This window comes from Flavobacterium sp. CG_23.5 (assembly GCF_017875765.1).
Taxonomy (GTDB): Bacteria; Bacteroidota; Bacteroidia; order Flavobacteriales; family Flavobacteriaceae; genus Flavobacterium.
The window spans coordinates 2,868,711-2,881,560 of record NZ_JAGGNA010000001.1; the positions used below are offsets into that span (position 1 = coordinate 2,868,711).

Below are 12,850 nucleotides of genomic sequence, written 5' to 3' on the forward strand. Positions count from 1 at the left end.
TGTCCGATTATTTAAGGGGCTGAAACACTATAACGGTGATTTTTTTTCGGCTTGTGCATTTTTCAGGAGATGGACTTGTTATGTCGACAGTGTAAGTTCCCAGAGTCTTAACAACAATTTGTTGAGTTGTTTCTCCAGTCGACCATAAATAGGACATATTTGGAAGTAAAGCGTCTAATGTTAAATCGCTTGATTTACATTTTGTCACTTCTTCATCCTTTACAATAGGAGAAGTATAGACTTTTATCTCCACAGGTTTTCGGTTAGCAGAAATACAGCCATTATTATTGGCTTCGGCATAATAAGTGGAGTTTGTTGTGATATTTGCAATTGTAAAACTTGTTCCAGTTCCTTCAATGGTTCCACCTATTGGTGTCAAATACCAATTGATGATTCCTGCATCAGCAGTTGCTTGGATGGTTACCGGTCCTGAACCGCATCTTGATACGGGTGTATTGGTTGAAGTTATTGAAGGAGGAGCGTTAATTGTTGCAGTGACTGGTGTCCGACTGGAGCATCCCAAATCAACATAATAGGTTGTAGTTGTCGTTAAAATTGGCGTTGTGTAATTATTTGCAGTTGCAAGAGAAGTTCCTCCACTTGCATTTGCATACCAGTTAACAATCCCATCGGAAGCTGTGGCTGTAAGCGTCACGCTTCCTGAACCGCACCTTTGTGCGGGAGTTGTACTCGTTATTTTAGGTATGGTGATGGTGGTACTTGCTGAAATATTAAGAATAGGATCTCCGGGCATCCCACCATACTCCACGATATAACCTTTAGATTGGTAATTTCCTGTTGCATCTCCATTTAATTGAAGATCATTCCACGAACCGGGTTTTCCAGGAACTCCTGAAGCCTTAACATGAGCATAATGTTCAATGTTATTACTATTATTAGGTTCGCCGGTATTCCAATTTGCATATGTTGGTGACGAACCATTTACTCCTCCATTCCAGAAAACAGTCCCGATTTCCGGACCAGTCATCCATTTCCATACTCCTTGAGTTTGTATATCGCTTCCTCCAATCCAACCATTTCCGGACGCTTGTGCTCCGCAAAGTTGCGCTTCATCGGCAGCGGTAATTGTGGCTAAATAACCTTGGAAACCATAATAATTTTTTAGAGCGGCAGCGTTTTTTGCATTTGTCCAAGATATCCCCGGACTGGAAACATATTCGTAGTAATGTCCATTTGATGGTAAATAATTAGCCTGGTCAATGCTAATCGAAAAATTTCGTGTTCCAGATGGAGTGGCAGAAGAATTTTTAAATTCAACATCTTTTATGGCAGCGACAAAGTCCGCATAGGATACTTGAATATTAATTGGGCTGTATAATTTTAGCTTTGCTGTTGTAGGATCCCAACTCGAAGTAATGGTAGGGTGCAATCCTGTAAGTGATAAAATATCTTGCCCGTTTACATAACCCGAAGAGATTTGAATGTAAATGGCATCAGTACTAGTGTCATCAGAATCAGTTATCGTTACGTCCGTCACGATTTTTAATGAGGTTCCAGAGCAATAAATTTGATTACCGCTAGCTGTAATTTTTGGGGCGGAATTACTGGTTGGAATTGTTATAGCGCTACAGGAATCAGAATAACTAGCTGTGGCATCTTTGTATGATAACCAGTTCGTGTTGGAATAAGGCGTACTATCTACTAATATGCAGGTTAGGTTGGGGTTAGAGATTAAGTTAAAAGAGAGAGTATTAATATTTGTATTGTTTCCGTTTTTTAAATTAAGGCTGGTTAATTGATTATTAGTACAAGCAAAATTAGTCAACGAAGTGTTTTTTGAGACATCTAAACTAGTTATCTGATTATTATCACAATACAAAAGAATTAAAGAAATGTTTTTAGAAACATCTAAACTATTTAATTGATTGTTCCAACAAGTTAAAGCTGTTAAAGAAGTATTCTTTGTAATATCCAAAGCAGTTAATTGGTTTTTAGTACAATATAATTCCTTTAAATACGTATTTTTAGTAACATCTAAACTAGTTAGTTCATTAAAAGAACAAGCTAAATAAGTCAAAGACGTATTTTTAATAACATTCAAACTAGTTAATTGATTATTAGTACAAACTAAAGAAGTTAAAGAAATATTTTTAGTAACATCTAAACTGGTTAATTGATTTGAATTACAACCTAAATTAGTTAAAGCAGTATTTAGCGTAACATTAAAACTGGTTAATTTATTATCATTACAATATAGAGTTGTCAAACCAGTATTTAGCGTAACATTAATGCTTGTAAATTTATTATTATTACAATCTAGATAAGTCAAAAAAGTATTTTTAGTGACGTCTAAACTGGTTAATTGATTATTCCAACAAGATAAATAGGTCAAAGAAGTGTTGTTCGTAATATCCAAACTAGTTAGCTGATTATTAAAACAATTCAATTTACTTAATGCCAAAAAATCCTGAATTCCAGTTAAATTAGAAATATTTTTATTAGAAACATCTAAACTAGTAAGGATGCTAATAGTAGCTGTAGTCACCTTTCCGTCAGGCGTGCCACTGTCAATTCCCATATCGATAAGTGCTTTTTCGAAATTCACATCTGGAATTACAGTATATTGAGCAAACCCGCAAAAACTAAAAAATAATAAAAGAATAAAATATATTTTTTTCATACAAAATCGATTTCTCAAAACGATTTTGTAAAAATAGTTAAGAAATATGCGAAATAAATGACGATGGTTAATTCTTTTTTGTAAAAAACTAAATGGTCAAGTTTATCGATTCCAATTTATTTTAGAAAATAAATCCCAAACGACAATGCCTGCGCTTACTGAAATGTTCAAAGAATGTTTGGTTCCTAATTGTGGAATTTCAATTGAACCATCACAAACAGCAACTGCTTCTTGAGATACTCCATACACTTCGTTTCCAAAAACTAAGGCGTATTTTTTGTCTTTTTCGACTTTAAAATCTTGGAGAAAAACGGCACTTTCCACTTGTTCTATAGCAAGTGTCGTTACATTTTCTTTTTTTAATTTTTCAATGACTTCAATTACATTGTCATTATGTTCCCATGAAACAGTTTCAGTGGCTCCAAGTGCTGTTTTATGGATTTCTTTGTTTGGTGGAGTAGCAGTAATACCACAGAGATATATTTTTTCTATCAAAAAGGCATCGGCTGTTCTAAAAACCGAGCCAATATTATGTAGACTTCTAATGTCATCCAGCACTAAGATAATAGGTGTCTTTTTAGATTCTTTAAACGCCTCAATTGATTTTCTTTCCAATTCGCTGTTTTCAAGCTTTCTCATATTTTTTTTGGGATTTGTGTCCAAAAAAAAGCTCCCGTCTTGGCGGGAGCTTTTTTTTTATTGTTTTTAAAAATTAGCTTTTCGGTGCATCATCTCCTAAAACGGTCCCTTTAATGGTAAGTGTTTTATTTGCTTGCCCAGTCGCATTTGAGGTTACTGTCACTGTTTTAGTGAATGGCCCTACTCTGTCAGTTGCATATTTCACACCAATAACACCTTTTGCGCCAGGAGCAATCGGTTCTTTTGGCGTTGTCGGAACTGTACATCCACATGAACCTTGAGTATTAGTGATGATTAATGGTTTGTTTCCGTTATTAGTAAAAACAAATTCACGTTTCCCGTCAGCATTATGTGCTACTGTACCATAATCGATAGTTTCAGTTACAAAAACCATTCCTGCTCCGTCAACTTTTGGAGTGGAAACCTTAGTTGTTTTAACTTTCATCTTCTTAGAAACTTTTGATGTCTCTTGCGCGTTAGAAGCTGTAACTCCTAATACTAGTAATAATGCTAGTGTAACTATTTTTTTCATTTTCTTTATTTTTTAATTAGTTAAACAAATTTAAAGAAAAAATCATGCCAATGACTTAATTTTTGCTTAAAAATATTTAATTTTTTTGGAGTCTTAATAATTGGCTTTAAATATATAAATTCGCTGATAGATTTTTTTTCATTTTTTAAATATAAAATAAGTTGGCATCTAAAGATAAACCGGTTAAAGAAACGCCATTAATGAAGCAATACAACGAGATCAAAAGGAAATATCCTGATGCGTGTTTGTTGTTTCGAGTAGGAGATTTTTATGAGACTTTTGGGGAAGATGCGGTACGCGCGTCTAAGATTCTTGGTATAACCTTAACAAAGCGCGGCGCAGGTTCTGAAACGGAAACAGCTTTGGCAGGATTTCCGCATCATTCTATAAATACATATTTGCCAAAATTAGTCAAAGCAGGACTCCGTGTAGCAATTTGTGATCAGCTCGAAGATCCAAAAATGACTAAAACCATTGTGAAACGTGGCGTGACCGAACTGGTAACTCCAGGAGTTTCCATGAATGATGAGGTTTTGCAGTCAAAAACAAATAATTTTTTGGCATCCATTTTTTTTGCCAATAAATCTATTGGAATTTCCTTTTTGGATGTGTCCACGGGTGAATTTCTTACTGCCCAAGGAAATGCAGAATATATCGATAAACTCTTGCAGAATTTTAATCCAAGTGAGGTTCTGATTCCAAAAAACAACAAAAATGATTTCCGCGAAATTTTTGGGGAGGATTATCATAGTTTTTATCTGGAAGATTGGATTTATAAGGAAGATTATGCTTTTGAAATCTTAACTAAACATTTTCAAACGGTATCTCTAAAAGGTTTTGGAATCGAAGAATTGAAAGAAGGAATTATTGCTTCGGGTGCTATTTTGTATTATTTGTCCGAAACACAACACAATAGAGTACAACATATCACTGCTATTCAACGTATTGCTGAAGATGCTTATGTCTGGATGGACCGATTCACCATTCGCAATCTTGAATTGTATCATAGTTATAATCCAAATGCGGTTACCCTGCTCGATGTTATTGATAAAACGCTTTCGCCAATGGGCGGTCGTCTGTTAAAACGATGGTTGGCTTTGCCTTTGAAAGACAGTCATAAAATACGAAGTCGTCATCAGGTGGTTTCTTATTTAAAAGAAAATCAGGACGTTTTAAAAAATATTCAGCAGCAAATCAAGCAGATTTCAGATTTGGAGCGCTTGATTTCCAAAATTGCTGCTGGGAAAGTATCGCCACGCGAAGTCGTCTATTTAAAAGAATCGTTGGATGCTATTATTCCTATAAAGACTTTGGCGTTGCAAAGTCCGCAAGAGGCCGTAAAAGTAATAGGTGACAGTTTTCACAGTTGTGATTTATTACGCGAAAAAATAAAAACGACACTGAATCAAGATGCTCCGGTGGCTGTTGCCAAAGGAAATGCAATTGCGAAAGGAATTAGTGCCGAATTAGACGATTTGAGAGCGATATCAACCTCTGGAAAAGAATTCTTAGAAGGAATCGAAAAACGAGAATCACAATTAACCGGAATCTCTTCTTTGAAAATTTCTTTTAATAATGTTTTCGGATATTATATCGAAGTCAGGAATTTACACAAAGATAAAGTTCCCGCGGAATGGATTCGAAAACAAACCTTGGTCAATGCAGAACGTTATATCACCGAAGAATTAAAAGAATACGAAACCAAGATTCTTGGTGCCGAAGAGAAAATCCATAAAATTGAAGTAGAGTTATTCGAACAATTAGTCGCTTGGATCGCTACATACATAAAACCGGTGCAAATGAATGCCAATTTAGTTGCACAACTGGATTGTTTGTGTTCTTTCACCCAATTGGCAATCGAAAATAAATATGTTTGTCCGGAATTAGACGAATCATTCGAACTTGAAATCAAAAACGGAAGACATCCCGTTATCGAGAAACAATTGCCTGTTGGAATGCCATATATCGCCAATGATGTTTTCTTAGATAGAGAAACGCAGCAATTGATAATGATTACGGGTCCCAATATGTCTGGTAAGTCGGCTATTTTGCGTCAAACTGCTTTGATTGTACTTTTGGCTCAGATGGGAAGCTTTGTTCCCGCGGATAGCTTGAGAATGGGAATTATCGATAAAATATTCACCAGAGTAGGAGCCAGCGATAATATTTCTATGGGCGAATCCACTTTTATGGTCGAAATGAACGAAACAGCTTCCATCTTGAATAATATTTCAGACAGAAGTTTGGTGCTATTAGATGAAATAGGCAGGGGAACCAGTACTTATGATGGGATTTCCATTGCCTGGGCGATTGCGGAGTTCTTGCATGAGCATCCTTCAAAGCCAAAAACCTTATTCGCGACACATTACCATGAGTTAAATGAAATGAGTGAGTCGTTGCCGAGAATCCAAAATTATAATGTTTCTGTCAAAGAATTAAAAGATACGGTTCTTTTTATTCGAAAATTGGTAAAAGGAGGTAGTGCGCATAGTTTTGGAATACATGTTGCGAAAATGGCCGGTATGCCACAGATAGTGATTTTGAAGGCTCAAAAACTATTAAAAAAGCTGGAGAAGAATCATTCAAGCGATGCCTTAAACGGAATTAAATCAGCAAAGGACGAAATGCAAATGAGTTTCTTTAATCTGGACGATCCTTTATTGGAAGAAATCAAAGAAGAGATTTTAAATTTGGATATAAATACGATAACTCCCATGGAAGCATTGATGAAACTCAATGAAATTAAAAGAATGTTGACTCGAAAATAATTTCTTTCGTTTTAAAGTTTACGTTATCAGAATGTTACCTTTAATCTGTGAATTTTTTGTAAAAAAGGCTTGTGTAATTCAATAAATGTCCTAAATTTGCATCCGCAATACAGAACAAGTATCGCGGTTCGCCAAGGCGAATTGAAAATGCGAAAATAGCTCAGTTGGTAGAGCGCGACCTTGCCAAGGTCGAGGTCGCGGGTTCGAGCCCCGTTTTTCGCTCCACACCACATAATGCTCGGATGGTGAAATTGGTAGACACGCTGGACTTAAAATCCAGTGAACAGCAATGTTCGTGCGGGTTCAAGTCCCGCTCTGAGTACTAAAAAAGCTTCAAACTACGTTTGGAGCTTTTTTTATAAAACAATTTTAAATGTATTTCATATATATAATTTATTCTAAAAAATTAGATAGGTATTACATTGGAACAACAGATAAAGTTGAAGTAAGGTTACATGAGCATAATTCGAGGTTTTATAGTGATTCGTATACTGCCAAAGGAATTCCTTGGGTATTGAATTTAAGTTTTGAATGTGAATCAAGTGAAAATGCCTATAAATTAGAGAAGTTTTTAAAAAGAATGAAGTCTAGGGTTTTTTTGGAAAAAGTAATAATTGATCCGGATATTTTGTTAGATATTCAAAATAAATTATAATGTTTACAGGGGTTCAACTCCGAAGCTTCGGAGCCGCTCTGAGTACTAGAAAAGCTTCAAACTACGTTTGGAGCTTTTTTTATAAAACAATTTTAAATGTATTTCATATATATAATTTATTCTAAAAAATTAGATAGGTATTACATTGGAACAACAGATAAAGTTGAAGTAAGATTGCTTGAGCATAATTCGGGGTTTTATAATGATTCATATACCGTAAAAGGGATTCCTTGGGAATTGAATTTAAGTTTTGAATGCGAATCAAGTGAGAAGGCTTATAGATTAGAGAAATTTTTAAAAAGAATGAAGTCTAGAGTTTTTTTAGAGAAAGTGATCGTTGATCCGGATATTTTGTTAGATATTCAAAATAAATTATAATGTTTATAGGGGTTCAACTCCGAAGCTTCGGAGCCGCTCTGAGTACTAGAAAAGCTTCAAACTACGTTTGGAGCTTTTTTTATTTTATAGTAATTCCATTTAGATTTTATAGTTCTTAATAAAATGCGGCCTGTGTCGTTTTTTTGATGTGGTTTGGAAACAATTGTTGTCATTTAGAATTTGATGGCGTAATTCATTTTAAATAAGCCTATGGGAGCCTTTGTAATTAGTAAAAGATTTAATGACGAGTATAAATTTGTTTTTACTTCCAGAAAGGGAAAGATTATTTTTACTAGTTTGAGTTACGAACTTAAGTTTGAGTGTGAGGAAGATATTGAGAAGTTAAAAGAGAATGTCGACTCAGCAGATTTTTTAAAGTTTAAATCTTCCAATGGCAAGTATTATTTTAAATTGATGCTTAAGGGATGTCATCTTGCTATCAGTAGAAAATATACCACTTCATTGAGGCTTCAAAAAGGAATAGATGAAATTGTTCGCTATGGATCAATAGCCGAAATTTTAGATTTTTCGGTAAATGATTTTATTTTCGATGATTAGGCTTACTTCCGAAGTGATGTATTAATAAAAAAGAGAGCAATGGGATTTTTACCATTGCTCTCTTTTTTCTATCTATATGGCGCTTTAAAAACGTCAGTATAAATAATTAAAAAAGCCATCTCGCTAGGCGGATGGCTTTAAAATTTTTAGAATTGAATTCTAATTATTTTTTTGCAGCTTCAGTAGCAGTTGCAGCAGCTTTAGTAGCAGTTGCAGCAGCATCAGTAGCAACAGTTGAAGCAGAATCAACTACAGCAGCAGCAGAATCAACTACAGCAGCAGCAGAGTCAACAACAACAGCAGCAGAATCAACTACAGCAGCGTCAGAAGCAGGAGCTTCAGCTTTTTTACATGATACAACAGTTAAAACAGCAACAACAGCTAAACTTAAAAATACTTTTTTCATCTTACTTTATTATAAAAGGTTAATTATTAATTCGGGGCAAAGATATAAATTTTTTAATATGTAAAATATTTTTTTATTTTTTTTTTAAAAAATAATATTTAACCCCAACATTCTCATTACTAACAACTATTATGCCACGGGATAATTTTGCTTAATATTCATGGTTATTTCAATGAATCATACTTGTCAGGCTTTTTTTATAATCTATTTTTATCCAATTATGGCGCATAGTGTAACGAAATACAATAGATATTTAATGATTTAATGTGCTTAAAAAATTACTACAATTCAAAATTTGCAAGAGTATTCATAATAATAGCGGTGGCTCCTTTGTTCATTTGTACAAAAGTGCTACAGATATGACCTTTTTCTTGTCTTTCTACTTCAATAAGAATTAAGTCCCTAAAAGCGGTTTCTAATTCTTTTTTGTTGGAAATGGATATACAGCCTTCAAGGTTCACTAGCGCCGTTGCTTCGGCAAAATGGGAGTAGTTTGGTCCCATAATTATCGGAACTCCATAAGTGGCAGGTTCAAGTATATTATGAACGCCTGGGTTCCCGAAACCGCCACCCACATAAGCGATATCGGCATAACTGTAAATTTTGGTCAGAATCCCAACCGTATCAATTATAAAAACATCGTAATCAGCAAGGTTTTTGCCTTCCATTTCTGAGAACAAAACGGTTTTTTTGGAAATGCCGTTTTTCAGTTGCTGAATTTGTTCGGATTTAATGTTGTGTGGCGCAATAATAAATTTAATCGCATGATTCGTCGAATTGATATAATCGACCAATAAATTTTCGTCTTTTGGCCATGAACTCCCAACTACGACCGTGAGTGTGTTGTTTTTAAATTCAGAAATAAAATCCAAAGAATTGTCTTTTTTCAGAATTGCCGCAACTCTGTCAAAACGGGTATCGCCAGAAACGGCTACGTTAGTCTTGCATAATTGCAGTAATAATTTTTTTGAACCTTCATTTTGTACAAAAAAATAAGTGAACGCGTCTAATGCTTTTCTGTAAAATCCCCCGTACCATTTAAAGAACATTTGATTTTCTCTAAAAATGCCAGAAATCAGAAAAGTGGGTGTGTTTAGTTCCTTAAGTTCATTCAAGTAATTCAGCCAATATTCATATTTAATAAAGAAAACCAGATCAGGATGGACTATTTCCAAAAAATGTTGTGCATTTTTTTTGGTATCCAAAGGTAAATAAACCGTGGCATCAGCAACGGTATTGTTTTTCCGAACTTCATATCCCGAAGGCGAAAAAAATGTCACTACAATTTTGTGGGAAGGATATTTTTCTTTGATTTTTTCAATCACCGGAAGGCCCTGTTCATATTCGCCAAGAGATGCAGTATGAAACCAAATGGTTTTATCGGTAGGTTTTATTTTTTGTTCCAAAGTAGCAAAAACATCTTTTCGGCCTTCCACAAAAAGTTTAATTTTTGGACTGAAAAGAGCGACTAATTTTAAGGCTTGTGAAACAAAAATCACAAATAGATTATAAAGGAAAAGCATCGTTAAAAATTTGTGTGCTAAATTACATCACTTTAAATAATTTTCATTGTAATAAGTCATTAAATAACTATTTTTGTTCTTCGTTTCAAGAAAGCGTTTGTTGTGTTCTAGAACTTCAAGCCGTAAAAGAAAGTCATCCTTTGATCCGTTTAAGGATAAATTTTAAAGAAAATCTCAATGAAAAAAATTCAAATGGTTGACTTAAAAAGTCAATATGATAAAATAAAAGATAACGTAAATACCTCTATTCAAGAAGTTTTAGATACCAATACCTACATTAACGGACCTCAAGTTCATCAGTTCCAAAAATCTTTAGAAGAATATCTAGATGTAAAGCATGTAATTCCTTGTGCAAATGGAACTGATGCTTTGCAAATAGCGATGATGGGATTAGATTTAAAGCCGGGAGATGAGGTAATCACTGCCGATTTTACTTTTGCCGCAACTGTCGAAGTTATTGCGTTGTTGCAATTGACTCCAGTTTTGGTAGATGTGGATCTAATCAATATGAATATTTCTATCGAAGGAATAAAACGAGCAATTACTCCAAAAACCAAAGCGATTGTACCAGTTCATTTGTTTGGACGTGCTTCAAATATGGAGGCAATTATGGCTTTGGCTGCAGCACACAATCTTTATGTTATTGAAGATAATGCACAAGCTATTGGAGCCAACTGTAATTTTTCGAATGGACCTAAAAAGAAAGCAGGAACGATAGGACATGTAGGATCTACCTCCTTTTTCCCGTCTAAAAATTTAGGATGTTATGGTGATGGTGGAGCAATTTTCACCAATGACGATGCCTTGGCACACAAACTTCGCGGAATTGTAAATCACGGAATGTACGAGCGTTATCATCATGATGTTGTGGGGGTTAATTCGCGTTTAGATAGTATTCAAGCAGCAGTTTTAAACGCTAAATTACCTTTACTGGATGAATATAACAAAGCAAGACAAGATGCTGCCAGAAAATATTCTGGTGCTTTTGAAGGACATAAAAATATTGTTGCACCAAGTATTTGCGACATTTGTGACTGTCATGTTTTTCACCAATATACGTTGAGAATTATCAACGCGGATAGAGATGGTTTAATGCAACATTTGCTAGACAAAGGTATTCCATGCGCCATTTATTACCCGATTCCGTTACATGCGCAAAAAGCATACTTGGACGCAAGATATAAAGAAGAAGATTTTCCGGTTACTAATCAATTGGTCAAAGAGGTAATCTCTTTACCTATGCATACCGAACTGGATGACGAACAAATTAAATTCATTACCGATAGCGTTTTGGAATTTTTGAAATAACCCAGAGACGCGATTTAACGCGTCTATTTTTATGATATACAACAAAGAATTAAGATGAAAATAGTAGTAACAGGTGGTTTAGGATTTATAGGATCTCATACCGTTGTCGAATTACAAAACGAAGGGTTTGAAGTACTGGTTGTAGATAATCTTTCTAATACTTCCTTGAGTGTATTAGACGGAATTGAGTCGATTACCGGAAAAATTCCCGCATTCGAAAAGCTGGATTTACGCGAGAAGGATAAAGTGCAGGATTTTTTCATGCGTCATCACGATATTTCGGGCGTAATACATTTTGCTGCTTCAAAAGCGGTTGGTGAAAGTGTTGAAAATCCGTTATTGTATTATGAAAATAATATCAATGCATTGGTGTATGTTTTGCAGGAATTACAAAAAAAACCCGAAGCAAGCTTTATTTTTAGCTCCTCTTGTACCGTTTACGGTCAAGCTGAAAAAATGCCTATTACTGAGGATGCATCGATTCAAACCGCGATGTCTCCGTATGGAAATACAAAACAAATAGGAGAAGAAATAATCACTGATGTTGCTAAAGTGTCAAATATTAGTGCCGTTTTATTGCGTTATTTTAACCCAATAGGCGCGCATCCTTCAGCTGAAATTGGCGAATTGCCTATTGGAGTTCCTCAAAATTTAGTGCCGTTTATTACGCAAACCGGTTTTGGTTTGCGAAAAGAATTATCTGTTTATGGCGATGATTATCCAACGCCTGATGGAACTTGTATAAGAGATTATATCCACGTTGTAGATTTGGCGAAAGCCCATGTTATAGCTTTGCAAAGACTATTGAACAAAAAGAATCTTGACAAAGTGGAGACTTTTAACTTAGGAACAGGAACAGGAAGTTCTGTACTGGAAGTTATTCAAACATTCGAAAAAGTTAGCGGTAAAAAATTGCCTTACAAAATCGTTGCTCGCAGAGAAGGAGATATTACTTCGGCTTATGCCAATACGGATAAAGCGAATACCGTACTGGGCTGGAAAGCGCAATCGACATTAGAGCAAGCGATGGAAAGCGCCTGGAAGTGGGAACAGAAAATTAGAAGTTAGATTTCAGGTTTCAAATTGCGGAAGGCAGATTCCAGATTTAAAAATAAAAAAAAATCCCAAATTATCGAGATGATAGTTTGGGATTTTTTGAATTACTTCTTAGCAGCTTCTTTTAATTTTTCCGCCGCATTATCAAGTTTTTCGGCACTTTTTTCAAGAACTTTAGCTGTTTTTGATTGAGTGGAATCAATTGCCGTTTCAACTTTTGTGGAAACAGTATCCATTTTTTGTTCTACTTCATCTCCTACGGCTTGTGAAGCATCTTCAATTTTATCTTTTGTTTTGTCTTGGCAAGAAATCATTGCAACAGCCATAAAAGCTAATGCTAAAATTGTTTTTTTCATTTTTGTTTTGTTTGAGGATTAATAAATATA

At 34.8% G+C, this 12,850-nt stretch carries 12 protein-coding genes and 2 tRNA genes; 8 read left to right on the forward strand and 6 right to left on the reverse strand.

Annotated features, from left to right (window positions below):
- Positions 1 to 7: 7 nt before the first annotated feature.
- The 3 genes from H4V97_RS12375 to H4V97_RS12385 form a co-directional block, all read right to left on the reverse strand.
- Positions 8 to 2,641 (reverse strand): hypothetical protein, encoded by a 2,634-nt coding sequence (locus H4V97_RS12375; protein ID WP_209549860.1) that lies wholly within the window; start codon positions 2,639 to 2,641, stop codon positions 8 to 10.
- Positions 2,642 to 2,743: 102 nt separating this feature from the next.
- Positions 2,744 to 3,280 (reverse strand): RNA methyltransferase, encoded by a 537-nt coding sequence (locus tag H4V97_RS12380; RefSeq protein WP_196849739.1) that lies wholly within the window; start codon positions 3,278 to 3,280, stop codon positions 2,744 to 2,746.
- A 73-nt stretch (positions 3,281 to 3,353) separates the two neighbouring features.
- The gene (locus H4V97_RS12385) at positions 3,354 to 3,812 is read right to left on the reverse strand and encodes a DUF1573 domain-containing protein (protein WP_196849740.1); all 459 of its coding nucleotides are present in this window, start codon (positions 3,810 to 3,812) and stop codon (positions 3,354 to 3,356) included.
- Positions 3,813 to 3,973: 161 nt separating this feature from the next.
- Between H4V97_RS12385 and mutS the strand changes: the two genes are divergently transcribed.
- From mutS to H4V97_RS12415, 6 genes are all read left to right on the forward strand, one after another.
- Complete coding sequence (gene mutS / locus H4V97_RS12390; protein WP_209549861.1) at positions 3,974 to 6,580, forward strand: DNA mismatch repair protein MutS; 2,607 nt, start codon at positions 3,974 to 3,976, stop codon at positions 6,578 to 6,580.
- Positions 6,581 to 6,729: 149 nt separating this feature from the next.
- Positions 6,730 to 6,805, forward strand: a tRNA-Gly gene (locus H4V97_RS12395).
- Between the two features lie 11 nt (positions 6,806 to 6,816).
- Positions 6,817 to 6,902: transfer RNA gene (locus H4V97_RS12400), tRNA-Leu, on the forward strand.
- A gap of 51 nt (positions 6,903 to 6,953) precedes the next feature.
- Positions 6,954 to 7,235 carry a GIY-YIG nuclease family protein gene (locus H4V97_RS12405; protein ID WP_209549862.1) on the forward strand — a complete coding sequence of 94 codons (282 nt, stop codon included), beginning with the start codon at positions 6,954 to 6,956 and terminating at the stop codon, positions 7,233 to 7,235.
- A gap of 96 nt (positions 7,236 to 7,331) precedes the next feature.
- Positions 7,332 to 7,613, forward strand: coding sequence for a GIY-YIG nuclease family protein (locus tag H4V97_RS12410; protein ID WP_196849743.1), 282 nt, complete (start codon positions 7,332 to 7,334; stop codon positions 7,611 to 7,613).
- 210 nt (positions 7,614 to 7,823) lie between these two features.
- A complete protein-coding gene (locus H4V97_RS12415) occupies positions 7,824 to 8,171 on the forward strand; it encodes a DUF1508 domain-containing protein (RefSeq protein WP_196849744.1) in 348 nt (115 codons plus the stop codon).
- Positions 8,172 to 8,334: 163 nt separating this feature from the next.
- On the opposite strand, the gene H4V97_RS12420 is transcribed toward H4V97_RS12415, so the two are convergent.
- Together H4V97_RS12420 and H4V97_RS12425 are read right to left on the reverse strand one after the other, a co-directional pair.
- Complete coding sequence (locus H4V97_RS12420) at positions 8,335 to 8,577, reverse strand: hypothetical protein (protein WP_196849745.1); 243 nt, start codon at positions 8,575 to 8,577, stop codon at positions 8,335 to 8,337.
- Between the two features lie 281 nt (positions 8,578 to 8,858).
- The gene (locus H4V97_RS12425; protein ID WP_209549863.1) at positions 8,859 to 10,100 is read right to left on the reverse strand and encodes a 3-deoxy-D-manno-octulosonic acid transferase; all 1,242 of its coding nucleotides are present in this window, start codon (positions 10,098 to 10,100) and stop codon (positions 8,859 to 8,861) included.
- 177 nt (positions 10,101 to 10,277) lie between these two features.
- Between H4V97_RS12425 and H4V97_RS12430 the strand changes: the two genes are divergently transcribed.
- Together H4V97_RS12430 and galE are read left to right on the forward strand one after the other, a co-directional pair.
- On the forward strand, positions 10,278 to 11,408 hold the full coding sequence (locus tag H4V97_RS12430) for a DegT/DnrJ/EryC1/StrS family aminotransferase (protein WP_209549864.1): 1,131 nt from the start codon (positions 10,278 to 10,280) through the stop codon (positions 11,406 to 11,408).
- Positions 11,409 to 11,462: 54 nt separating this feature from the next.
- On the forward strand, positions 11,463 to 12,476 hold the full coding sequence (gene galE / locus H4V97_RS12435) for a UDP-glucose 4-epimerase GalE (protein WP_209549865.1): 1,014 nt from the start codon (positions 11,463 to 11,465) through the stop codon (positions 12,474 to 12,476).
- Between the two features lie 92 nt (positions 12,477 to 12,568).
- Here galE and H4V97_RS12440 read toward each other — a convergent pair whose 3' ends face one another.
- A complete protein-coding gene (locus H4V97_RS12440) occupies positions 12,569 to 12,820 on the reverse strand; it encodes a hypothetical protein (RefSeq protein WP_196849749.1) in 252 nt (83 codons plus the stop codon).
- Between the last annotated feature and the right edge of the window lie 30 nt (positions 12,821 to 12,850).